The organism is Vibrio sp. SBT000027, assembly GCF_963894355.1.
Taxonomy (GTDB): domain Bacteria; phylum Pseudomonadota; class Gammaproteobacteria; order Enterobacterales; family Vibrionaceae; genus Vibrio; species Vibrio splendidus.
Genome location: NZ_CAWQGD010000004.1, coordinates 441484 through 466510, shown reverse-complemented (window position 1 = coordinate 466510; position 25027 = coordinate 441484). Strand labels below are relative to the sequence as shown.

General features: G+C 45.8%; 16 protein-coding genes. 9 read left to right on the top strand and 7 right to left on the bottom strand.

Features of this window, described 5'->3' with window-relative positions:
• Positions 1 to 25: 25 nt before the first annotated feature.
• Positions 26 to 1210, bottom strand: a complete 1185-nt coding sequence (locus tag AACU28_RS12045) for an NnrS family protein (RefSeq protein WP_121602997.1) — start codon at positions 1208 to 1210, stop codon at positions 26 to 28.
• A 308-nt stretch (positions 1211 to 1518) separates the two neighbouring features.
• Between AACU28_RS12045 and AACU28_RS12040 the strand changes: the two genes are divergently transcribed.
• The gene (locus AACU28_RS12040; protein ID WP_061022396.1) at positions 1519 to 2073 is read left to right on the top strand and encodes a gamma-glutamylcyclotransferase family protein; all 555 of its coding nucleotides are present in this window, start codon (positions 1519 to 1521) and stop codon (positions 2071 to 2073) included.
• A gap of 165 nt (positions 2074 to 2238) precedes the next feature.
• Here the strand turns inward: AACU28_RS12040 and AACU28_RS12035 are convergent, their stop codons facing one another.
• On the bottom strand, positions 2239 to 2571 hold the full coding sequence (locus AACU28_RS12035) for a tRNA-binding protein (protein WP_004734420.1): 333 nt from the start codon (positions 2569 to 2571) through the stop codon (positions 2239 to 2241).
• Between the two features lie 197 nt (positions 2572 to 2768).
• Here AACU28_RS12035 and AACU28_RS12030 point away from each other — a divergent pair, with 197 nt between their 5' ends.
• Positions 2769 to 3767, top strand: a complete 999-nt coding sequence (locus tag AACU28_RS12030; protein WP_017080052.1) for a substrate-binding domain-containing protein — start codon at positions 2769 to 2771, stop codon at positions 3765 to 3767.
• Between the two features lie 219 nt (positions 3768 to 3986).
• On the opposite strand, the gene galM is transcribed toward AACU28_RS12030, so the two are convergent.
• The 4 genes from galM to galE all read right to left on the bottom strand — a co-directional run bounded on the left by galM (position 3987) and on the right by galE (position 8866).
• The gene (galM, locus tag AACU28_RS12025; protein ID WP_017091092.1) at positions 3987 to 5066 is read right to left on the bottom strand and encodes a galactose-1-epimerase; all 1080 of its coding nucleotides are present in this window, start codon (positions 5064 to 5066) and stop codon (positions 3987 to 3989) included.
• A gap of 111 nt (positions 5067 to 5177) precedes the next feature.
• Entirely contained in the window at positions 5178 to 6338 is a 1161-nt protein-coding gene (gene galK, locus AACU28_RS12020; protein WP_017084196.1) for a galactokinase, read from the bottom strand.
• A 194-nt stretch (positions 6339 to 6532) separates the two neighbouring features.
• Positions 6533 to 7585: a UDP-glucose--hexose-1-phosphate uridylyltransferase gene (locus AACU28_RS12015; RefSeq protein ID WP_121602996.1), complete on the bottom strand. Its 1053-nt coding sequence runs from the start codon at positions 7583 to 7585 to the stop codon at positions 6533 to 6535.
• A gap of 261 nt (positions 7586 to 7846) precedes the next feature.
• Positions 7847 to 8866, bottom strand: coding sequence for a UDP-glucose 4-epimerase GalE (gene galE / locus AACU28_RS12010; protein WP_054547556.1), 1020 nt, complete (start codon positions 8864 to 8866; stop codon positions 7847 to 7849).
• 393 nt (positions 8867 to 9259) lie between these two features.
• On the opposite strand from galE, the gene ebgR reads away from it, so the two are divergent.
• From ebgR to ygjK, 7 genes are all read left to right on the top strand, one after another.
• Positions 9260 to 10243, top strand: coding sequence for a transcriptional regulator EbgR (gene ebgR / locus AACU28_RS12005; protein WP_017060801.1), 984 nt, complete (start codon positions 9260 to 9262; stop codon positions 10241 to 10243).
• A 324-nt stretch (positions 10244 to 10567) separates the two neighbouring features.
• The gene (ebgA, locus tag AACU28_RS12000; RefSeq protein WP_121602995.1) at positions 10568 to 13684 is read left to right on the top strand and encodes a beta-galactosidase subunit alpha; all 3117 of its coding nucleotides are present in this window, start codon (positions 10568 to 10570) and stop codon (positions 13682 to 13684) included.
• Between the two features lie 3 nt (positions 13685 to 13687).
• On the top strand, positions 13688 to 14140 hold the full coding sequence (locus tag AACU28_RS11995; protein ID WP_121602994.1) for a beta-galactosidase subunit beta: 453 nt from the start codon (positions 13688 to 13690) through the stop codon (positions 14138 to 14140).
• Between the two features lie 165 nt (positions 14141 to 14305).
• Complete coding sequence (locus AACU28_RS11990; RefSeq protein WP_004734429.1) at positions 14306 to 15730, top strand: amino acid permease; 1425 nt, start codon at positions 14306 to 14308, stop codon at positions 15728 to 15730.
• A 574-nt stretch (positions 15731 to 16304) separates the two neighbouring features.
• Positions 16305 to 17738: an amino acid permease gene (locus AACU28_RS11985; protein WP_108117502.1), complete on the top strand. Its 1434-nt coding sequence runs from the start codon at positions 16305 to 16307 to the stop codon at positions 17736 to 17738.
• A 448-nt stretch (positions 17739 to 18186) separates the two neighbouring features.
• A complete protein-coding gene (gene ygjJ / locus AACU28_RS11980; protein WP_121602993.1) occupies positions 18187 to 19251 on the top strand; it encodes a protein YgjJ in 1065 nt (354 codons plus the stop codon).
• A gap of 15 nt (positions 19252 to 19266) precedes the next feature.
• Complete coding sequence (gene ygjK / locus AACU28_RS11975; protein ID WP_121602992.1) at positions 19267 to 21660, top strand: alpha-glucosidase; 2394 nt, start codon at positions 19267 to 19269, stop codon at positions 21658 to 21660.
• A 164-nt stretch (positions 21661 to 21824) separates the two neighbouring features.
• Here the strand turns inward: ygjK and AACU28_RS11970 are convergent, their stop codons facing one another.
• Complete coding sequence (locus AACU28_RS11970; protein ID WP_121602991.1) at positions 21825 to 24971, bottom strand: beta-galactosidase; 3147 nt, start codon at positions 24969 to 24971, stop codon at positions 21825 to 21827.
• Positions 24972 to 25027: the final 56 nt, after the last annotated feature.

Here is a 25027-nt window from a genome sequence, read left to right as displayed (position 1 = left end):
AAAATGGGTTCGAAAATCAATAGGCTTAGCCTGGGTGACCATCCACTCTTGGCGTTAAAAGCATCATGCCGAACTTCCAGATAAACAACCCGAATGCTAACGTCCATAAACCCGCGCTGATGTTCACCATCTCAAATAAATACGCAGGGAAGAAAGTCACACCTACGCTGCGAACCAAAGCCGCGATAAAAATAGCCGAGAACGCTAACGCCATACTTGGCCCTTTATAGATTGCACGACCCGTGTGCCCCATTGTCACGCGCGTAATCATCGCAAGAATTAACCCACTCAAACCGCCAATTGCAAACAAGTGCAGCATGTTGTGGCTCGCGAACGGGTTGTCTAATAAACCACGTAGCAGCAAGCTTAAAGGGATGCATAGGTAAGCCGCATGCAGCGACCACACCAAGGGTTCAGATAACGTAGTCCAAGGCTTCCAGCGGATAAAGCGCACCAACTGAGTCACACCTGCAAATACCATCAACTCATTGCCGACTTGAGCAAAGGTCAATGGGAAGAAGCTCAATACAAATAAGCCAACCAAAGGTAGATTCGCTAACCATTCTAACCAAACTAGTGGTTGTGCTTTTTCAAAATCGAAGCGACGTGCCGTGAAGAACGGAATCACTCGCCCACCCATCACTGATAGCAGCAAGGTAAACCACCATAACATTGCGTGCCATACTGCAGACGATGGGAATGGAGGCATACCTTTAACGGTCGCGTAACTAGCAAAGTTCGCCACGATAGCCAATATAAACAGCGGCACAAAGAATAGATTCTTCCAGCCTTTCGATTTAACAACTCGGAAACCAATTTCGTAAGCGGCGAAGATTAAGAACAACGCCTCAACCGATGAGATCAGCCATAACGGTGCGGGGGTCCAAAACAGAATACGAGGTGCTAACCACAAACCAACCAGTGCGGCTAATCGATAGTGTTTGGTTCCATTGACACCCGTCCACGTTTGCACCGCAGTTAACACAAAACCGACCACAATCGCCATGGCAAAGCCAAACAGCATTTCATGTACGTGCCACCAAAGCGCCGGTACTTTTAGCATTTCTGGCTGACCGTTTTGGAACATGATGACCCAAGCCACAATCGCGATCACAGCATAGAGACTGCCTAAAAAGAAGAAAGGTCTAAAACCTAATCGAAGATATGCAGGAATCGCATCTTCTACACTTTTATCTGTGATATTTAACAAACTCGTTCCTCATTTCAGATAACAAGCCAAGAGTGGCTTCTGGGAATTGCTATTTCATAGTCAAATTCATGATGCAGTAATCATCACTGCAATATTGCCTAACACAATGCATGAAACGCGCCAAAGGTATAAAGCCAATAAAAACAATCAACAAGGAGTCATTAGGCTTCAAAAAAGTGTCAATTAAACACACCCCATAAAAGTCATTTAGACTCATGAGTGTGTAAAATAAAAAACTACTGACATTTGATGAAGCCAAACATATAGTAAGACTAGTCTCAAATACAAAAGAACAGACAGGGAACGCGATGTATATTTTTGGTTATGGTAGCTTGATCAACTCCTCTTCTCGTCAACTCACAGGTCAAACAGGGCAAGCGATTCCTGCGATAGTGCATGGCCTAGTTCGTCATTGGAGTAAGATCGATGACAGCTATGTGTTGTCACCTTTGATCGTGAATCTCGGTGAGGGACAAGTGAATGGAGTTTTACTTGAGGTGGATGATATTGCGCTGACTGAGTTTGATCGCCGTGAGCGTGGTTATCACCGAATCGAATTAAAGGCCTCTCAGATAGAAAGCCAAAATAAGTTTAAACAGGATCAATCGATCTGGGTTTACATCAAAGACGAGATTCAAGCACCTTGCGAAAACAGCCCTATCGTTCAAACCTATGTCGATACGGTATTAGCAGGATGTTTAGAAGTGTCTGAAAGCTTTGCGGCGCACTTTGTTCAACACACACAAGGTTGGCATCACCCATTAGAAAATGATCGCCACCAGCCTAAATACGGCAATCTTGCTGGGGTTTCAGATCACCACCACAGTGTGATTGATGGCTTGATACTGACTGTTCGAAGCTAGTTGATGTACGTTATTAATGGATATACGTTGTTAATGGATGTACATAGTTAATTGATCTACACAGTTAATTAATCTACATCGTTAATTAATCTACATCGTTAATTAATCTACATCGCCAGTTAATCTAGGTTGGTGAGCTCGATCGTTCACCAACCTAAAGCGATCTTAAACGACACGAATACCTGCAGGCATCGCACGTTCCGGGGTCAGCAATACACTTTCAGATTCATCTTCCGTTTCGGCACATAACAACATGCACTCAGAAGTGTGGCCTCTCATCTTCGCCTTCGCTAGATTACACAAAACAACAACCTGCTTACCCATCAACTCTTCTTCGGTGTAGTAAGGCACTAGGCTGGTCACCGTTTGTAGCGTCTTCTCGCCGATATCCACTTGCACGATGTAAAGCTTGTCTGCGTTTTCATGACGCACAACCTCAATGATCTTACCCACACGCATTTCTAACTTAGCAAAGTCACCATAAGAGACAGTATCCATTTCTCACTTCCTATATTGATTTATTTTCACTCATTAAATCATTTACTAAAATTAAGTAAAATGTAAATGTTTACACTAGCATTAAGCCTAATAATTACAAGCGGTAAAGATCTCATTACTGGAAGTAAAATGAGAGTTTCGTTGCCTTGCACTCATTGTCGGTGTTAAATAGATGCAGCAATGTATAGAGGTTAAAAATGGCAACAATTAAAGATGTCGCAAGGGAAGCAGGTGTTTCTGTTGCAACCGTATCTCGAGTCGTGAATAAGTCTCCGAAGGCAAGTGCGAACTCAATTGAATCCGTCACCAAAGCGATGTCTAAACTCGGCTATCGCCCGAATGCCAATGCTCGCGCGCTGGTAAGCCAGAGCACCAATACCGTCGGTGTGTTGGTTGGTGATATCTCCGATCCTTTTTTTGGCACGCTGGTTAAGGCTGTCGATAATGTCGCTCGTGAGAACGGAAAGCATATCCTCGTCGGTAATGGCTCACACGATCGTGAAGAAGAAAGACAAGCGATTGAGTTACTGATCAATAGCCGTTGCGACGCCTTAGTGATCCATTCAAAAGGCCTGACAGACGAAGAACTGATTGCCTATGCAAAAGAAGTCAAAGGCTTAGTGCTGATCAATCGCTATATTGCTGAGATTGCCAACCGTTGTATTTTCTTGGACAACAAGAAAGGCGCGTATCTTGCGACTGAATATCTGATCCGTCATGGTCATAAAAATATTGCCTGTATCGCTTCATCGCACAGCATTGAAGATGCAGATGAGCGTGTACAAGGTTACTTGTCAGCACTCTCGGATTACAAAATAGCGTTATCTGACAGCTATATTGAGTACTCAGCTCCCACCAGTGAAGGGGGTGAATACGCGATGACTAACCTATTAACCAAGTCTCTGCCGATCACAGGCATTGTTGCGTACAACGATTACATGGCGGCAGGTGCTTTGTCTGTCCTAGATGAAAACGGTATTCAAGCGCCGGACAAAATGTCGATCATCGGTTTCGATGATGGCTTGATTGCACGCTATGTTCATCCAAAGCTAACCACCATTCGCTACCCGATTCAGATGATGGCAGAGAAAGCGACACGACTCGCGTTGCACTTAGCCAAAGGTGAAAACACCTCAACGGAGCCAATGATGTTCTCTCCGACTTTGGTGCGCCGTAATTCGGTAGAGAAAATCTAAGTTCTGGTCAACTCACCAAACAACAAACAAAAAAAAGCCCTAACAGAATCTCTTCTGTTAGGGCTTTCCTACCTTACTCGGATACCCAACAATCGCGCTTAATAAACCGCACTCTTGTTGAGCGCCACTTTTGCTCATCCCCCAAGAACAACGCGATAACTCACATCGTTCTATTCACAAACAAAAGCAATTGGCATAACCGTTTTGAGCTAGAGCGTACTAGTTTGAAGAATCCCCCGAAAATTCAAACTGGTAACAGGTACGGTAGTTATATTCTTGTTCAGGCTTGAGAATACAACTGTCCTGCTTCCACTCTGGGTGGTTAGGAGAGTCAGGTAAGAACTGGGTTTCTAACGCCAATCCAGCGTAGTCTTCATAGCTGCCACCACTTCGGTTTGGTGTACCACCAAGCCAGTTTCCGGTGTATAGCTGCATCGCAGGTTTAGTTGAAAATACTTTTAGTGTGACGAGCGCATCCGGTGACGTTACGGTAGCGGCGCATTGAGTGCGCTTACAGCCGTCAGCCAATAAGAAAGAGTGGTCGTAACCCTTTGCTGCTTTCTGCTGTTCATCACCCAACAAACGCTCTGAGATCATCATAGGCTGATTGAAGTCGAAGCTAGTCGATTTCACCGATTTAAGATTGCCTAGTGGAATACCTACCGAGTTGGTCGGTAAGAACTGATTGGCGTTGATGCTCACAATGTGTGACAAACAATCGTGCCCGGCTTCTGCACCAAGTAGGTTGAAGTACGCATGATTCGTTAGGTTGACCACGGTTGGCTTGTCTGTGGTTGCAGAGTAATTAATTGAAACTCGATTGTCTTCGGTAATGTCATAACGCACCGACACATTCAAATTCCCCGGAAATCCTTGGTCGCCATCAGCAGACTCTAGAGTGAACACCACTGACGTTTCGCTTTGCTCGGCAATATTCCAACGACGTTTATCAAAACCGTTCGGACCACCATGTAAAGTATTGCCCGCTTGGTTGGTTTCCAGCTTGTAGTTTTGACCATCAATTTTGAAACGACCATTGGCTATGCGGTTAGCATAACGACCAACAGTTGTACCCATATAGCTGGCTTGTTTATCGAAGTTCTCCATTGAGTTAACACCCAACAAAACCTCTCTTTTATTTCCCTTTACTGGCAGGATACAGCTCAACCATGTTGCACCAATGTCCATGAATGTCACTTCCATGCCACGCGTATTTGATAGCGTCACTAACTGAGCGGGTTGGCCATCATAGGCTGGAGTTTGTGTCATGGATTGATGCAGGTTTTGCTCTTGTGTCATTCTAAATTCCTTCTAGTGCCAGTAAAAAGCCTCTACCTGAAATAAAGGCTTTAGCATTTGGCCTACCATGATCTTTTTAGTTGGTAAGCTCTATATTAAGTCTCGAAGCGTTTAGATTACTTCAACTAAGCCTGCTCCGTCTTTCGCTTGGCACACATAAATAGATTCTTTTAGACCCGTCGCCGCTTGATATTTCTGCTCAACGGTTGCTTTAATTTCATTAACCAATGCAGGTGGAACCAATGCCACAATACAACCACCGAAACCACCGCCAGTCATACGCACACCACCTTGGTCACCAATCACGTGTTTTACCAGCTCAACTAAGGTGTCGACTTCTTTGACTGTAATTTCAAAATCATCACGCATTGACGCATGTGATTCAGCCATCAATTCGCCCATGCGTTTCATATCATGAGTACGCAGAGCTTGAGCCGCTTCAACGGTACGGTCATTTTCGGTTATCACGTGACGCGCACGTTTCGCAACCATCTCATCCAACTCAGACTCTTTCGCTTTGAACTGTTCAATAGTCACATCACGAAGTGCAGGAACACCAAAGATGCGCGCCGCTTCTTCACACTGTTCACGACGCGTGTTGTATTCGCTGTCGACCAAGCCGCGTTTCTTGTTTGAGTTGATGATAACCACAGCCATATCTTCTGGCATTGAAACCGCTTGAGTTTCTAGGCTACGACAATCCAAAAGCATCGCGTGATTTGCGCGACCTTCTGCAGAGATCATTTGGTCCATGATGCCGCAATTACAGCCCACAAATTCGTTTTCGGCTTGCTGACCATTTAGCGCCACTTCGGCTTGGCTGATCTCTAGGTTGTAAAGCACCTTGAATGTCTGACCGATGACCACTTCCAGTGCCGCAGAAGAACTTAAACCTGCACCTTGAGGCACGTTGCCCGTTACAGAGATGTCTGCACCTGTAAATTCAAAACCACGACCTTTTAAGCACTTCACCACACCACGAATGTAGTTAGCCCACATCTTATCTTGTTGGAAGGTGATCTCTTGAGTTAAGTCGAACTCATCTACTGCATTTCCGTAGTCCACTGATACTACGCGCACGATGTTGTCGTCACGCTTAGCCGCTGCGACTACCGTTTGGTAGTTAATGGCACACGGTAGAACAAAACCATCGTTGTAGTCAGTGTGCTCGCCGATCAGGTTCACACGACCTGGCGCTTGGATAATATGAGTCGCTTGGTAACCAAGGACTTGCTCAAAAGATGCTTTCACGTTTTGGATTAGGTCAGACATAAGTAAACTCTCTGGTTAAACTCTTTGTTCAATTGGTTATGGCCCCTTTACGGCACCACTTTAATTCTTTTAGATCCCCTACCGCGTTCGTCTCTCACGGTAGGGAATGACAACATCAGCTTCTCACCTGCCGTCATTCCAGAATCGAGGGACGAGATATCAGGAATCTCGCTCGTTATCTACGAAACAGGCGATTACTGCTCTTTGTAGTGAACGTCACTCAAATCACGCAGACGCTGTGCCGCTTGTTCTGCGGTTAAATCACGCTGAGACTCAGCCAACATTTCGTAGCCGACCATGAATTTACGAACCGAAGCACTGCGCAACAGTGGCGGGTAGAACAACGCATGTAGCTGCCAATGGTCGATGTCAGTACCTTCTTCGAAGAACGGCGCATAGTGCCAGCCCATTGAGTAAGGGAATGAGCATTGGAATAAGTTGTCGTAACGGCTCGTCAGCTTCTTGATCGCAAGCGCTAAATCATCACGCTGCTCGTCAGTCAGTTCACTCATACGGCGGATGTGTGCTTTTGGCAGCAACATGGTTTCAAATGGCCACGCTGCCCAGTAAGGCACCACTGCAATCCAATGTTCAGTTTCAACCACAGTGCGAGACCCGTCTTTCATTTCAGCTTCAACGTAATCCACTAAAAGATTAGAACCTTGCTGTTCAAAGTACTCTTTTAACAGTTTTTCTTTGCGTTCAATCTCGTTGGGTAAAAAGCTGTTTGCCCAGATTTGACCGTGTGGGTGTGGCTGAGAGCAGCCCATGGTCTCACCTTTATTTTCAAACGCTTGAACCCACAGGTAGTCTTTACCTAGCTCTTCAATCTGTTCATTCCAGGTATCGATAACACCACGGATCTTGTTTACCGGAAGCTCCGGCAGCGTTTTGCTGTGGTCCGGAGAGAAACAGATCACGCGGCTCAACCCACGTACACCTTGAGTCTTGAATAGAGGGTTATCAGACTCTGGAGCATCAGGTGAGTCAGGCATCAACGCCGCGAAATCATTACTGAATACATAAGTGCCGTCGTAATCTGGGTTTTCATCGCCCGAAATACGCGTATTGGTTGGGCACAAGAAACACTCTTTCTCATACGCAGGAAGCTGCGCAGTCGATGGTTTTTCATCTTGTCCACTCCAAGGACGCTTTGCTCGGTGCGGTGATACTAAGATCCACTGACCCGTTAATGGGTTATAACGACGGTGCGGATGGTCTACTGGGTTAAATTCAACTTTTGACATGTTTAGATTGCTCTCAAATTTTGTGTCTTGGTCAATTCCACCAAGATGAATAATTCTTCTACAAGGAGATTCCCTATCACGCTCGCTCCTCGCTGTAGGGAATGACGTGTGATCTCGTTGTGCTATTTGCGCAAAGGCAACCGCTTCATAGCCTTATGCTCATCCGTCATTCCAGAATCGAGGTACGAGATATCTGGAATCTCTCTTCATCTGCATTCCCCAAAGAAATTGGAGTTGCAGCTAACAACGCTGCGACTTCAATTACGAAGGGGAATAGCCGTTCGGGTTATTCGACTGCCAATTCCACGTATCTGCCGTCATCTCCATCACGCTACGCGTCGCCTTCCAGCCAAGCTCGCGCTCTGCTTTTTCAGTGCTTGCCCAGCATTCAGCAATATCACCAGCGCGGCGTGGGCAAAGTTCATAAGGAACTGGCTTACCCGATGCTTGTGCGAAGGCTTCAACCATCTCGAGTACGCTTGAGCCTTTGCCCGTGCCTAGGTTGTAAATGTGTAAACCCGCCTTCTCGCCAACCGCTTTCAATGCGGCTACGTGTCCGTCCGCTAAATCCATAACATGAATATAGTCGCGAACGCCTGTGCCATCGACTGTTGGGTAATCGTTTCCAAAAACAGCCAATTTGTCGCGACGACCTACCGCTACTTGAGCAATAAACGGCATCAGATTGTTTGGGATACCTTGTGGGTCTTCACCCATAGTGCCTGATGAATGGGCGCCAACTGGGTTGAAGTAACGCAGTAATGTCACACTCCAATCGTTCTCAGCGTTGAACAAATCACTCAAACATTCTTCGACCATGTACTTACTGCGACCATAAGGATTAGTTGTTGCACCCGTTGGAGAGCTTTCAGTAATTGGCACCACTTCTGGATCACCGTAAACGGTAGCCGAAGAGCTAAATACAATGCTCTTCACACCCGCTTTCTTCATGCTGCGAGCTAACACTAATGATCCATTGACGTTGTTATCGTAGTACTCCAAAGGCTTGGACACCGACTCCCCAACCGCTTTCAGGCCAGCAAAGTGAATCACAGCTTGGATATCGTTTTCTGAAAAAACGCTATCTAGAAAAGATTGATCACGAATGTCGCCAAGATAAAAAGTTGGTCGCTTACCGGTCAATGATTCGATTCGCTCCAGTACTAGCTCTTTACTGTTGCAAAGGTTATCAACAATGATTGGCTCCATACCCGCCTGTATCATTTGAATACATGTATGACTTCCGATGTAACCCATGCCGCCCGTAACCAGTACTTTCACAATCAACCTCTCTTTGTCGTCATTCTTGGACTAACTCGAACTGACATTCAGCTCAGTAGCACCGTATGCCAGAAATAGTAGCAGCCATTTTGACTATAATTCTGTGATCAAAACCACGAAGTGTAAACGTTTACACTAACTCATATCATTGTGACTGAACGTGACATAGGGAGAACCTATAAACAAACACATCTAATTCATTGAATTTTAATAAGATAATTATAGATAGTTAGATTTGAGACATCATAGAGGAGTTGAGCATTTATTTTACTAAAAGTTAATGCAATGACTTCCAGTTTGATTACAATAGGTCTGTAGAATAAAGAGGTGCATTGCTTTTTTACTAAATACCAATTTCAAAGCAGCGCAATGTTCCAATAACAGGAAGTGAGTATGGCAACGTTAAAAGATATCGCGACTGAAGCACATGTTTCATTGGCTACAGTTTCAAGGGTTCTCAATGAAGATCCAACATTAAGCGTCAAGGAAGAGACCAAAAGGCGTATCTTTGAAATTGCAGAGAAGTTGGAATACAAAACCAGCAGCTCACGAAAAGCCGTTAGCAGTAAAAAACAAAATCATCACTTCCTTGCTCTGTATAACTACAAGCAAGAAGCTGAAGTGAATGACCCTTACTATCTATCGATTCGCCACGGGATTGAAACCCAATGTGACAAGATGGAAGTTAAACTAACCAACTGTTATGAAAGTAAAATACACGTAAATTCAGCACCTATTACTGGTGTATTGTTGGTGGGAAGAATGACACCGGAGGTTATCGAACAAGCCAAAAAGCTAAGCGATAATATCTGTTATGTCGATTTCACTGATCACTCTGAACCTTATGACTCTGTCGATATCGACCTGGCTTTGATCAGCAAAGAGATCACCAACTTCTTTATCAACCAAGGCTATCAACGCATTGGTTTTATTGGCGGACAAGATAACGTCAACACTCCTGATATTCGCGAAGTCGCCTTTGCTGAATACGGTAGCCTTAAGAATGTTGTCAGCGAGCAAGACATCTATCGTGGAGACTTCTCTAGTTCTTCAGGTTATAAGCTTGCAAAACAGATGCTAGCGACGGGCGACTACCCTAAAGCCATGTTTATTGCGTCAGATTCCATCGCAATTGGTGTTTTACGAGCCGTTCATGAGCACGGATTAAACATTCCTGAAGATATTGCGTTGATTAGTGTAAATGACATCCCAACAGCTAAATTTACCTTCCCATCTTTATCGACTGTTCGTATTCACTCTGAACTAATGGGAATTCAAGGCGTTAACCTGTTGATTGAGAAAGTACGCGACGGCCGTACTATCCCACTACGTGTCTATGTACCAAGCAAATTAAAGCTGCGTGACACGACAAAATAGTTAGAAATATCAAATAGATAAATCAAGGCCACCTTTACTTACGGTGGCCTTTTTTGTACCCATCACATACGCCTATATACACATACCAGTCTCTTTAGACTGCTTCATAAAACAGCCAATAGCATTCTTTTAAGTGGATCACACAGCACTGTAAAAAGACCATAAAAAACGTGATGGAGTTAAAGTAAAACGTTTTCACTAATTTCATTTAGTAAAAGTTTTACTAATAATTACCTCAGTCCAAAAATACTCGTATTCACTACGACCCAATTACGCATAAGAACGTCGGTCAGCAAATTGCATTTAGGCCGAGAGAGAGGCAACGTGAACAACTGGGAAAACTTCCTGAACTTACATGAGAACCGTATGGCACCGCGTGCATATTTCTTCTCATACGCATCAGAAAAGAATGCAAAAACGTTTCAGCGTGAACTTAGCAGCCACTTCCAACTATTGAGTGGCCAATGGAATTTCAGCTATTTCACCAATCCACTATTGGTTCCTGAAGAGTTCTACTCTCAAGAAATGAAAGACTGGGGCTACATTACGGTTCCAAACATGTGGCAAATGGAAGGCCACGGCGATCTTCAATACACAGATGAAGGTTTCCCATTCCCAATTGATGTACCTTTCGTACCATCAGACAACCCAACCGGTGCATACCAACGCTCTTTCTTCCTTGGCGAAAGCTGGGACGAGAAGCAAACCATCATCAAATTTGATGGCGTAGAGACTTACTTCGAAGTTTACGTAAACGGCGAGTACGTGGGTTTCAGCAAAGGCAGCCGCCTCACCGCTGAATTCGATATCTCTAACCATGTAAAAGCAGGCAACAACCTACTTTCTATTCGTGTGATGCAGTGGGCCGATTCAACCTACATTGAAGACCAAGACATGTGGTGGACGGGCGGTATCTTCCGTGACGTTTACCTAGTGGGCAAAGAACAGGCGCACGTTCAAGACGTTACCGTTCGTACTGACTTCGACGACGCTTACCAAAGCGCTACTCTGTCGTGCAAAGTGGAACTAGAAAACCTAGCAGCAGCGGTAAACGCAACCCTTGAGTACGCATTGCTTGATGGCAGCCAAGTTATCTCGCAAGGCTCTGTAGATAGCTTAGCCATTCCTAATACATTGACTGGCGGCAATGCGAATACTCAATTCTCTATTGATGTGGTTAACCCTGTTCAATGGAACGCTGAAAACCCTTACCTATACCAACTGTTGCTTACGCTGAAAGACGCTGACGGCAAGGTGCTGGAAGTGATTCCACAACGCGTTGGTTTCCGTGATATTAAAGTTCGTGATGGTCTGTTCTACATCAACAACAAGTACGTGATGCTGCACGGTGTGAACCGTCACGACAACGACCACCTGAAAGGTCGTGCTGTTGGCATGGATCGCGTCGAGAAAGACTTAGTACTGATGAAGCAACACAACATCAACTCAGTACGTACAGCGCACTACCCGAACGACCCACGCTTCTACGAACTGTGTGATATCTACGGCCTATTCGTGATGGGCGAAACTGATGTCGAAACACACGGTTTTGCCAACGTTGGCGACCTAAGCCGCATCACTAACGATGCTGCATGGGAAGCGGTGTTTGTTGAACGTATCGAACGTCATATTCACGCTCAAAAGAACCACCCTTCTATCATCATGTGGTCACTGGGTAACGAGTCTGGCTACGGTTGCAACATCCGTTCTATGTACGATGCAGCAAAAGCGATTGATGACACCCGTCTAGTTCACTATGAAGAAGACCGCGATGCTGAAGTGGTCGACATCATTTCGACCATGTACTCACGTGCTCAACTGATGAATGCCTTCGGTGAATTCCCACACGAAAAGCCACGCATCATCTGCGAATACGCACACGCAATGGGTAACGGCCCAGGCGGTTTAACCGAATACCAAAACGTTTTCTACAAGCATGATGCCATTCAAGGTCACTACGTTTGGGAATGGTGTGATCACGGTATTCTGGCGCGTGATGAAGCAGGCACAGAGTTCTACAAGTACGGCGGTGACTACGGTGACTACCCGAATAACTACAACTTCTGCATGGATGGTTTGATCTACCCAGACCAAACTCCAGGCCCAGGCTTGAAAGAGTACAAGCAAGTGATTGCCCCAGTGAAGCTTCGCGATTTCGATGCACAAACGGGCACCTTCACAGTAGACAACAAGCTTTGGTTCTCAAACATTGATGATTACACCATCACGGCGGAAATCCGCGCTGAGGGTGAAACCATTGCGGTACAGCACATCAAGATTGAAGAGCTGGCTGAGAACTCTAGCCGTGAACTGACGCTTAATTTGCCAGAGCTTGATGAGCGTGAAGTGTTTGTGAACTTTACAGTTCGTAAGGATTCTCGTACTTCATACAGCGAAACGAACCACGACATTGCGGTTTATCAGTTCCAAGTGAAAGAGAACACTGCACAACTTGACGCCTTCACTAACAATAATGCGACAGCACTGAATGTTGAAGAATCTCGCTTAGCCTACCTAATCAAAGGCCACAACTTTGCTCTGAACTTCTCGAAAGTGAACGGCAAACTGACGTCATGGTTAGTGAATGGCGAGGAACTGATTAAGTCTGAGCCTAAGCTGAACTTCTTCAAGCCAATGATTGATAACCATAAGCAAGAGCACGATGGTTACTGGGAGCCTGCACACCTACAGATCATGCAAGAGCACTTCCGCACGCTAAACGTTGAGCAAGTTAACGACAAGGTAGAGATCACCACCACCAGCATCGTTGCTCCACCAGTATTTGATTTCGGCATGCGTTGTGAGTATCGCTACCAAATCAGTGCTGAAGGTCAACTGAACGTTGAGCTAAGTGGCGAACGTTACGGTGATTACCCTCACGTGATTCCAGTGATTGGTTTCGACATGGGCATTAACGGCGACTTCGACCAAGTTCAATACTACGGCCGCGGTCCTGAAGAGAACTACCAAGACAGCAAGCAAGCCAACATGATTGATGTTTACCAATCAACCGTGGCTGACATGTTCGAGAACTACCCGTTCCCACAAAACAACGGCAACCGCCAACACGTTCGTTGGGCTGCGCTTTCAAGCCGCGCGGGTAATGGTATTGCAGTAAAACCACAGCAAGAAATCAACTTCAGCGCATGGTTCTACACCAACCAAAACCTACATCAAGCACAACACACCATTGAGCTAGAGAAGAGCGGTTACATCACACTAAACCTAGACCACCAAGTGATGGGCTTAGGCTCAAATTCTTGGGGCAGCGAAGTGCTCGACTCTTACCGAGTTTACATGGACGAGTTCCGCTACGGCTTAACTCTGATTCCATTCCAAGCAGGCGATTGCGACGCGCAGCACCTAATCAATCACAACTTTGGCGATGAGTTTTTTACGGCGAATCCACCGAAAGCTCAACCACAACAGAACGAGGCATAAGCGATGATCGTTTTAGACAACCTAGAGCAATTTAAAGTCGTTTACCGCGACGGTCGTAAATGGCAACGCTGTGTAGAAGCGATTGAAAACATCGGCAACATCAAAGATGGCGTGATGTATTCCATTGGTGACTCACTGGCTTACATGATTGAAGACGGTGTGGCTCGAAATACAGAAAGCTTCACCGGTAACCGTCGTTACTTCGACGTGCATTACTACCTAGAAGGTCGTGAAACGGTTGAGTTTGCAGATAAATCTCAACTTGAACAGACCCAAGCTTACAGCGATGAGACTGACCGAGAACACCTAATAGGTAACGGCGAGACTTGCGAGTTAGCTGAAGGCCAAGTAGCGATCTTTGATAACAGCAAAGCCTACCGATTCCACGGTGATAACCGAGTTCGTAAAGTGGTGCTGAAAGTGACTATCGAAGACGGTTACTTCCTTAATAAGTAAGTAACTGAAGCTAAACAAACGAAAGCAACAACAAGATCTATTCACAGTGTGTACCGAGCCTTGCCGTTCAAGGCTCAGTCACACTGCACAACGCCTTTACGCTTCTTCCCTACAAGGAAGCCTAAAGAAATAACGACTATAATTACGTGACCCTTGGAGGACACTATGTCTGAATCTGTACGCGGTAAGTTAGGTAAATTTGCCTTGCTCTCCATGACATTTGCAGCGGTATTTAACGTTCGCAACATTGTAAATAACAACATCGAATTGGGATTGAGTTCTGCTCCTATCTTTTTGCTTGCGACCCTTATTTACTTCATTCCATTCGTGTTCATTATTGCTGAATTCGTATCAGCAAATAAAAACTCTGAGTCAGGCATGTATGACTGGCTTAAACAACCGCTGGGTTCAAAAGCGGCCTACTTAGGTTCATTCCTATATTGGTTCGTGAACCTATTCTGGTTTGTATCATTACTGCCCAACGTTATCGCATACGCGTCTTACGCGATGCTTGGCTACGAGTACGCCTTCTCTCCGATAGTGACTTCGGCAATCTCAATAGGTCTGTTTGCAGCAGCGACACACATCTCGACCAAAGGTGCGAGCTGGTTAGGTAAAATTGCAGAGATCGTTGCATACGGTGTATTTGCACTGTTCGCGGTTTACGTTATCGGCGCCATGATGGCACTCGGTGGTAACCATGAGCCGGTAGAGCCAATCACGCTTGAAGCCATGACACCAACCATCAACTGGGCAACGTTAGGCATTATGTGTTGGATCTTCCAAGCAGCCGGTGGTGCAGAAACCGCAGCCGCTTACCTAAACGATGTTAAAGGTGGTCATAAGTCTTTCATCAAGGTGATCATCAGCGCGGGTATCGCTATCGGTATCATGTACGCAGTCGGTTCTCTATTAGTGAACGTATTCGTTGCACGTGATGAACTCACTTATGCTGGCGGCATGGTTGAAATCTTCACTGGTATGGCGAACTACTTCGACATTTCACAATCTCTAACGGGTCGCTTCGTCGGTATCATTCTGTTCGTCGCTATGTTCGGTTCGATGATGATGTGGACAGCAGCGCCAGTAAAAATTCACTTCTCTGAAATCCCTAAAGGTGTTTACGGTGAGAAAACGACTGAGCTTAACGAACACGGCGTGCCTGTTCGCGCAGCATGGTGGCAATTCGCTTTCGTATTCCTAATGCTAGTGGTTAACGGCTTCGGTTCTGAGTCTGTACAAGACATGATGAACACAGCAATCAACCTAACAGCAGGTACCGCAATGTTACCGCCTATCTTCATCATGGTGGCGTACTTTGTATTCCGCTTGAAGCATGACGATACACCACGTGACTTCCGCATGGGTACTCGAGTTCAAGGTATGTCTGTTGTGTCAGTACTTATCGGTATTTTTGTTGTAAGCATGACGGCATCAGCATTCCCAACGGGTGTAGACTTAATGCAAGCGTTCTTCGTCAACGTATTTATGACGGCTGTATTCTCAGCTATCGCTTGGTGGTGGATCTCTCGCTTTGAAAAGAAGCAAGCAGGTAAAGATGCAAAGCTAGAAGCGGCTAAACAATCGTAATACTTAGCAGCATTAGAACTAATTTCAAAAGCGCCTGTCATGGCGTTTTTTTGTTTTAAATCAGATAATTAAAAACCAACACCCGAAAATAAAAACGCCATTCCGTCAAGGATTTACTTCACGAAAAACGTTAATTAAATCGTAATAAAACCCGAACAAAAACAAAGGTAAAACATTAACTAAATTTATTTACTCAAGGTCACATATTTGATCAATTTTGATTAACTTCCCGCCGCTTAATCTTTAATCTTCTTGCTGAAGAGACGAACGAGTTCATATTTAAAAACGACAAAAAGCCCCTACAAGCCTTAAAAATCGTCGTTCATGAAACAAACAATCTCTTTGATGAACCTCTTAACCTTTAACTCTTTGTTTTGGTAATAACTTTACTGAAAAGTAAGAAAGAAAAGCACTAAGAAGTCCGATCGTAAATCTATAAAAACAACAATGAGCCAACCCTGACAAAACAAAGCGGGTGTTTGCCAAACCAACATAACAATAAAAGTGCGGCCTAGAGCCTCCCTCTCTAGGACCAAGTTATAACGATCATCAACGTGATTCACCGGAGAACATCATGTCCGAAAATAAACGCAGTACGATAGGCAAGTTTGCCCTACTGTCTATGACCTTCGCGGCGGTATACAGCTTCAACAACATCATTAACAACAACATCGAGATAGGCCTTTCCTCGGCGCCGATGTTCTTTCTAGCCACCATCTTTTACTTTGTGCCTTTTTGTTTGATCGTCGCAGAGTTTGTGTCACTGAATAAAAACTCTGAAGCGGGCGTTTATTCTTGGGTTAAAAGCTCTCTAGGCGGCCGCTGGGCGTTTATTTCGGCTTATACCTACTGGTTTGTTAACCTGTTCTTCTTCACCTCTCTGCTGCCTAGAATCATCGCCTATGCGTCGTATGCGTTCTTAGGGTTTGAGTACATATTCACGCCAATCACCACGGCGATCCTCAGCACCATTTTATTTGCGATTGCTACGCACATTTCAAACAATGGCGCGAAACTACTAGGCCCCATCACCTCACTAACATCGTCGCTTATGTTGTTGCTAACAATGTCTTACATCTTGTTGTCTGGCGGTGCTTTGATCGGTGGTATCGAGCCAGCAGACCCAATCACCATTGAAGCGATGACACCAAGCTTTAACTGGGCATTCCTTGGGGTAATAACTTGGATCTTTATGGCGGCTGGCGGTGCAGAATCGGTCGCGGTTTACGTTAACGACATCAAAGGCGGTCACAAGTCTTTCGTTAAGGTGATCATCATTGCCGGTATCTTCATTGGTGCGCTTTACTCGGTGGGCTCTGTGCTTGCGAACGTTTTCGTTGCTCGTGAAGAACTGAAGTTTACTGGCGGTTCAGTGCAGGTATTCGAAGGGCTAGCACGACACTTTGGGTTGTCTGAAATCCTAATGAATCGCTTTGTGGGCGTGGTTTCATTCACGGCGATGCTAGGCTCTCTACTGATGTGGACAGCGACACCCGTTAAGATTTTCTTCTCTGAAATCCCTAAAGGTATCTTCGGTGAGAAAACGGTCGCTCTAAACAAACAAGGCGTTCCAGAGCGTGCGGCTTGGATTCAGTTCTTGATTGTGATTCCACTGATGTTCATTCCGACACTGGCGTCCGATACGGTTCAAGATCTGATGAGTACCATTATCAACATGACAGCTGCAGCATCGATGTTGCCACCGCTATTCATCATGATCGCGTACCTTAATTTACGTTTGAAGTTGGATCACTTACCTCGTGATTTCAGAATGGGTTCACGTATGACAGGCATTACCGTGGTCTCGATTCTGATCGGCATTTTCACTGTTGGCTTCTTTGCGTCAACCTTCCCAACAGGTGCTGACATCATGACCATCATCTTCTACAACGTGGGCGGGATTGTTATCTTCCTTGGCTACGCGTGGTGGAAGTACGGAAAATATGAAAAAAGCTTATCTCCAGAAGAGAAAAAACTAGAAGCAAAACCTGAACCGGCGAACGCTTAGTTTTCCCTGCACTCTGATTTAAACTTCAGGCACTCTGACTTAAACTTCAGGCACTCGCATTTAAACTTCAGGCACTCACATTTGGTGAGTGCCTTTTTATTTGTCGGTACATTTCCACTAACCATCTCGATTAAATCAAAGCCATTCAAGAATCAAAACATTCGAACCAACAATCTAACCACCCATCAAACAATTCACCTCCCGAATACTTACAACCCTAGCCATACCTCTGCAAATTCAACTGAAAGTCAAAATAAAAACAAAGTAAATATTTACTAAAAATAGATCACACTTTTAAACTTAATTAATTTTAAACATCAAAATTATCATTAATATTGGTTTTGCGATCGTAAGTAACCTGACCAATACGCCTTGAAGAGCACCCCATATTAGAAGTCAGAACTGCTTGCGAACCTTCATTTATAACCCCGACACAGAAGTGATTAAAATGAAAAGTAGTTTTACTAAAAACACTCTTATTACAAGCTGTATTCTTGCTGCCTTAAGTACCACTGCCCACGCGGAAGAGTCCGCGGCAAACCACAGTGATACTCAGCCCCCTCAGACAGAAACTGAAACCCTATTTAACTTTTATGGTGAGCTTGGCCTTGGTGGTCACGTGGCACTCGAAGGTGATGATAAAGGCCGCTACGCAGACGGTACTTACATTGAAGCTGGCTTGGCTATCGAGCACGGTAATTGGTTTGGTCTTGCTTATATGGAAGGCTGGACAGTACAAGCCGACGACGAAGGCAATGCTTGGGCAACGGGCCACGGCTGGGGCGGCTTTGAAGGTGGTTTCAACCGCTTTTACGCTGGCTACCGCACAGATAACAAAACAGAATTAATGATTGGTCGTATGGACTCTTCATTAGATGACGTTCAATGGTGGGGTGACCCTACGGTTGAATACGGCTACGCGATCTCAAACACGCGAGACGTGCACCTTGGTGTGAAGATTCAAAACCTAGAAGGCAAGCTTCGCTACAGCGTTTCTTTCGCGCCAGAGTCTGACTTCTCTGAAGACGATGCTCTTGTTCACTTCGGTAAATACGACAGCTTCGCAGACCAATGGAAAGATAAGAACGCCATGGTCAATGGTTACCTCCAATACGATCTGACCGACGACTTAACCCTAATGGGTGGCGGTGAAGTTCGTAACAACGATGGTGGTGAACTATTGCTATTGGGTGCTGAGTACAAAAACTTCGCCACTCGTGTTTGGCATGATACCGATAAAGGCAACCAAGAGTCTTTCGGTAGCGAGTCTGGTATTCAAACCAGTGCATGGTACGAAGCGGCACAAGGCGTTTACCTATCTGCAGCCTACAACTACGCAAACTTTGACGGTGACAATGGCGACAAAGAGATCACCTCTTACATCAATGCTGGCGTTTGGTACGAATACGGAAACGGCGCATTTGCGACTGCGTTCGACAGCCGCTTTGGCGTAGGCAGCGACACTGAAATCGGCGACGCGCAAGTGTTCGCAATGCAATACTTCTACTGGTAATAACAGGAACTCATCATGAAACTGAATAAATCATTCGCAGCTCTCGCTATCGGTGCAGCCCTTGTCGTTACTGGTTGTGCTTCAAACTCAATCTCTGGCTCTGGCTCTGACACAGAACAACTGCAAGCCAACGAATTTAAGAACGTTATCGACCGTACTGGCTCACCTGAATACATGCGTGACTACGACTTCGATGACCACCAACGCTTTAACCCATTCTTCGACCTAGGTGCATGGCACGGTCACCTGCTGCCAGACAGTGCAGAAGGCATGGGCGGCTTCCCTGGTACTGCGCTGCTTACCGAAGAATACATCAACTTCATGGCTGATAACTTCGACCGCCTAAGCGTGTTCAAAGACGGCAAAAAAGTGGCTTTCACTATGGAAGCTTACAGCCTACCGGGCGCATTGGTTCAGACGCTAAAATCTGACGATGTGACCGTAGAAATGACGATGCGTTTTGCTTCAAGCCGTACCTCTCTGCTAGAAACCAAAATCACTACCGACTCACCGGTTGAATTGGTGTGGGATGGTGAACTGCTAGAAAAGACGCACGCCAAAGAAGGCGTGGCACAAACCGACAAAACAATCGCTGAAACTTACCCTGAGTATGACCGTCAAATCGTCGCAACCGACGATGGCTTAAAAGTGACCTTCGGTAAGGTTCGTTCGACATGGGATCTACTGACTTCTGGTGAGTCTGAATACCAAGTTCACAAGTCGATTCCAACGAAAACCACGGTTGACGGTTTAGCGTTTACTTCAACGGCAAACATTGAAGCATCGACGACTATCTACACCACATACTCGCATGTTCTAACGGCAGAAGAAGCGCAAGCGGAACAGCCTGAAATCAAAAAGATCATGGCAAACCCTACCGACTTCTTAGCGGCATCAGCAGAACGTTGGGAAGGCTATCTTGAGATGGGTTTAACCAACCCGAACGCGACACCAGAGCAAGAGCGTGTTGCGGTTAAAGCGATGGAAACCCTAAACGGTAACTGGCGTGGCGCTGCAGGTGCGATGGAGTTTGACTCTGTGACACCATCCGTGACGGCGCGTTGGTTCTCGGGCAACCAAACTTGGCCTTGGGACACATGGAAGCAAGCCTACGCAATGGCTCACTTCAACCCAGATGTAGCGAAAGATAACATCCGCGCGATGTTCGCTTACCAAATTCAGGCTGACGATGCCGTTCGTCCTTGGGATGAAGGTTACGTGCCCGATCTACTCGCTTACAACCTAAGTCCAGAACGTGGCGGCGATGGCGGTAACTGGAATGAACGTAATACCAAACCAAGCCTAGCAGCATGGGCAGTAATGGAAGTCTATAAGACCACCAGCGATGAAGCTTGGCTCGAAGAGATGTATCCAAAGCTCGTGGCGTACCACGATTGGTGGCTGCGCAACCGTGACAACAACGGCAACGGCGTACCTGAATACGGCGCAGCACGTGATAAAGCACACAACACACCGGAAGGTGAAATGTACTTCACCGTGGTTCGTGGCGATAAACACGAGACAGTTATAGGCCAAGCTGCACTGGATAAAGTGATTGCTGAAGGTAACTACGATTACATCGAAAGCCCAGCACAAACAGCCGCGTCTTGGGAGTCAGGTCGTGACGATGCAGCCGCATTTGGTTTCATCGATAAAGATCAGCTAGACGCGTATGTAGCGAATGGCGGCAAGCGCAGCGATTGGGATGTTGAGTTCGCTCAAAACCGCGCTGAAGACGGCACACTACTGGGCTACTCACTACTGCAAGAATCTGTCGACCAAGCAAGCTACATGTACAGCGATAACAAGTACCTAGCAGAAATGGCTGACATTCTTGGTAAAGACTCAGAAGCGAAAGAGTTCCGTGAAAAAGCTGAGCATCTATCGAACTACATCAACACCTGTATGTTCGACGAAGGCACTAACTTCTTCTACGACATTCGTATCGAAGACAAACCACTAGCGAATGGCTGTGCAGGTAAACCGATTGTAGAGCGTGGTAAAGGCCCTGAAGGTTGGTCACCATTGTTCAACGCTGCTGCCACTCAAGCTAACGCTGATGCAGTTGTCTCTGTAATGAAAGATACAGAAGAGTTCAATACCTACGTTCCACTAGGCACAGCAGCGCTTTCTAGTCCTGCATTTGGTCCAGACATTTACTGGCGTGGACGTGTATGGGTGGATCAATTCTACTTCGGCCTAAAAGGCATGGATAGCTACGGCTACCGTGACGATGCGATTGAAATGGCAGGTGCGTTCTTTGACCACGCCGATGGATTAGTTCAAGACGGTCCAATCCGTGAAAACTACAACCCACTAACCGGCGAACAACAAGGCGCACCAAACTTCTCTTGGAGTGCGGCTCACTTGTACATGCTTTACAACGATTTCTTTACTGACGCAGAGTAAATCGAACCTTTTTACCTGTCCTCTGAGATTCATTAATACACCGGCTCAATAAGATACGGCGATTTAACAAATTTCAGGCTTTGGCACTCAGCGTTATGTTGAGTGCCTTTTTTATATCTGAAGCCAAATAATCGAACAAACAAGCATTTAGACTATTTGGCCTACTATGATCCTTTTACTCCATTCGCTGTACTTTGACCGTTCTCACCACAATAGAAGCGCACCTGATAATGGTAATGCTCTTTCAATAGTTTGTATTCATCATGAACACTTGGTGTCCATGAGTCGTCACCGCCAACCCCCATATGGAAGCCATCCACATAAACAAACAGCTGTTCTTGTTCGGTTAAGTCACAAGTATGTTTTGCCTTCTGTAGCTGCTGTAACCCAAAACGACTGACTGAGAAATGGAAGTCTCCTTGCAATTCGAATGCGCCCACTTTTGCCTCACGAACATCGCAACGCAAGCCACAATCAGAAGGGAAAATATACGGGGTATGCATTTGTTCAATGTTCTGCTGATATCGCCCCATATGGGCTGACATTTTTCGATCTGGGTAGTTTTCGTGTGGCCCACGACCAAACCATTCCACCCCATCAGGCACATGCTTCAAAGCAAACTCAAAACCGACTCGAGGCAGAGATGGCAAACCTTTCGCCGCTTGAACATCCACATCTAACTTAACCTCACCATCGGTAAATAATTGGTACCGCCAAGTCGACAACAAACGAACCTGACCTTCCACTGTGTGAGCAATGATTGCCGTCACCGACACCCCGTTTTTCTGAGTGATGGATGAAAATTCGATACATTCTGGAGTGAGCCTATCTAACCTCATCGCCTGCCAGCGTGCTATCCATGAATTAGGGTCGACGCGGTTTGCTTCACTGACACCGATATCGTTGTCCAATGGTGCACGATAAAAGTTATCTCGAAGACCACTCGCAAGCTGTTCCACCCCTTTGATTTTCCAGCTCTCTAGTGTCCCAGATAATCTGTCAAACTCTACTTGATAAGTATCACCACTCACCGTCAGCAGCGCATCGGTTTCAGTCACTTTCGGTGGAAGTTGAGATAGGTTGGCATCCAACATCAATTGCGGCTGAGTAGGTAAGCTAAACTGTTCAGTCGCCGTCACATGACCTTTATCCGCCCATGCCGTATTGGTGTTTAATACCACTTCGAGATTAAGGTAATTAAGCGCATTGACCGTATGAGGAATAGTCACACCATTAAGCTCTATCTGGACACTCTCGCCCGCACCAACCATCAATTCGATACAACCATCGCTCGTCACCACACCATTCTGGGTAACCGTCCAATTCAACGTTTCAATCCTGCTGGTCACAAATAGGTGTTCGCTGTGTACCTCAATCACCAGTGGTGATGCAGAAACCAGCTTGAACTGATAAAACTGTTGCGCCTTTTTCACTTCATGCAGCGTTGGATGCACCGTTCGATCTGGGAATACCAAACCATTAATGCAGAACTGGCGATCATTAATCTCGTCGTCGAAATCACCACCGTATCCCCAATACGGCTTGCCTCTCGAATCGGTTTTTGTGATCCCTTGATCGACCCAATCCCAGATAAATCCGCCCTGTAATCTTGGGTTGTCTCTAAACGCCTGCCAGTATTTATCAAAGCTACCTAGACTGTTCCCCATTGCATGGGCGTACTCACAGAGAATCAGAGGACGTTGCTCGTTTGGCAGAGCGATCGCTTTGCGAATACCCACGCGAGGTGTCACTTCAGGTTGACTCTCAACAACAGGTAAATCCCAATCAACCCGCGCATACATAGGACATAAAATATCGGTCGCTGCTGTATCTGCCCCGCCACCTTCATACTGAACGGGACGTGTTGGATCCGTTTGTTTCACCCATTGATACATCGCATGGTGATTACGACCAATCCCCGACTCATTACCCAACGACCAAATGATCACGCTGGCGTGGTTTTTATCGCGCTCCACTAACCTTGTCATTCGTCTCATGTACGCATTCAACCACGACGAATCATTAGACAGTCGACACATCGGAAACTGACCATGGGTTTCCACATTCGCTTCATCAACCAAATACAGGCCATACTCATCACACAATTCATACCACAATGGGTGATTCGGATAATGAGCAGTTCTAACGGCATTGAAGTTATTTTGTTTGAGCAGTTTGATGTCTTGAATCATCCCTTCACGAGTCATGGTGTGACCCAATTCAGGGTAATGTTCATGGCGATTCACACCACGAATCAGCAACGGCTTACCGTTAACTTTGAGCAAACTATCGGTAATTTCAACACATCGAAATCCGACATCGTAAGCCTCACAATCGACAAGCTCATCATGTTCATTGAGCAATGACACCACACAACGATACAGATAAGGTGATTCGGCACTCCACTTGTTCGGGTTCACCACTGAAATACGATGTTCAGCGACTTCAGACCAAGGCCCTTTCTCATCCACAACTCGCTCACCAAAGCCCACGATTTGAGGTTCACAAACCAACTGTCCTTGAGCATCATAAAGTTCAGCTCTCAGCTTATCGAAGCCTTCTACATCATTGCTGTGCTTGGTTATTTGCGTAGAAATATTTAAAACCGCATCGCGATAGCAAGCATCTAGCTGAGTCTCAATACCAACATCCTCGATTGCGACCTTGGACTTTCTCAATAAAGTCACATCACGGAATATGCCGCTGAGCCACCACATATCTTGGTCTTCGAGATAAGAACCATCAGACCAACGCAGCACCATGACTGCGAGCGTGTTCTCACCCACTTGCAAGTATTCAGATACATCAAATTCCGCCGGTAATCGACTGTCTTGCGAATAGCCAACCCACTTGCCGTTACACCACAGATGGAACGCTGAGTTAACGCCATCAAAGGTGAGCCTATGGGTATCTAATAGCTCCGGTTCTGTGCAGTTAAAATGCGTTCGGTAGAGCCCTGTCGGATTATCGCTAGGGACGAAGGGAGGGTTATCAGCGAAAGGATACTTCACATTGGTATAGATCGGTTTATCAAAGCCTTGCATCTGCCAGTTGCTTGGCACTGTGATCGACTTCCATGAGGAATCATCAAAATGTTCAGAGACAAACTCTTCGCAGACCAACTCAGGCGAATCGAACAGCTGAAACTTCCAAACCCCATTGAGAGACAAGGTGCGTGACGAGTTCTTCCCCACAGCCTCAGCCAACGAGGTGTAACCATTCAAAGGAGCATGAGCCTCAACAACGTTATGATGAGTGATGTGTTGGTTTTCCCATTCACGGGCAGAGATGATTTGAGAGAAAGTTCTCATTGAGTGTTCCTTACGATAAACCGTTCAAAGTGAATCATTGCAAGTGATACTCAGTG

What these genes read in the sequence shown, in the direction of transcription:
- galM (WP_017091092.1), bottom strand. Translation starts at nt 5,066, where the DNA reads ATGACACAAGAGCAAAACCTGCATCAATCCATGACACAAACTCCAGCC.
- AACU28_RS11970 (WP_121602991.1), bottom strand. Translation starts at nt 24,971, where the DNA reads ATGAGAACTTTCTCTCAAATCATCTCTGCCCGTGAATGGGAAAACCAA.
- ebgR (WP_017060801.1), top strand. Translation starts at nt 9,260, where the DNA reads ATGGCAACGTTAAAAGATATCGCGACTGAAGCACATGTTTCATTGGCT.
- AACU28_RS11995 (WP_121602994.1), top strand. Translation starts at nt 13,688, where the DNA reads ATGATCGTTTTAGACAACCTAGAGCAATTTAAAGTCGTTTACCGCGAC.
- AACU28_RS11990 (WP_004734429.1), top strand. Translation starts at nt 14,306, where the DNA reads ATGTCTGAATCTGTACGCGGTAAGTTAGGTAAATTTGCCTTGCTCTCC.
- AACU28_RS12030 (WP_017080052.1), top strand. Translation starts at nt 2,769, where the DNA reads ATGGCAACAATTAAAGATGTCGCAAGGGAAGCAGGTGTTTCTGTTGCA.
- AACU28_RS12015 (WP_121602996.1), bottom strand. Translation starts at nt 7,585, where the DNA reads ATGTCAAAAGTTGAATTTAACCCAGTAGACCATCCGCACCGTCGTTAT.
- AACU28_RS12035 (WP_004734420.1), bottom strand. Translation starts at nt 2,571, where the DNA reads ATGGATACTGTCTCTTATGGTGACTTTGCTAAGTTAGAAATGCGTGTG.
- ygjK (WP_121602992.1), top strand. Translation starts at nt 19,267, where the DNA reads ATGAAACTGAATAAATCATTCGCAGCTCTCGCTATCGGTGCAGCCCTT.
- AACU28_RS12040 (WP_061022396.1), top strand. Translation starts at nt 1,519, where the DNA reads ATGTATATTTTTGGTTATGGTAGCTTGATCAACTCCTCTTCTCGTCAA.
- ygjJ (WP_121602993.1), top strand. Translation starts at nt 18,187, where the DNA reads ATGAAAAGTAGTTTTACTAAAAACACTCTTATTACAAGCTGTATTCTT.
- AACU28_RS11985 (WP_108117502.1), top strand. Translation starts at nt 16,305, where the DNA reads ATGTCCGAAAATAAACGCAGTACGATAGGCAAGTTTGCCCTACTGTCT.
- galK (WP_017084196.1), bottom strand. Translation starts at nt 6,338, where the DNA reads ATGTCTGACCTAATCCAAAACGTGAAAGCATCTTTTGAGCAAGTCCTT.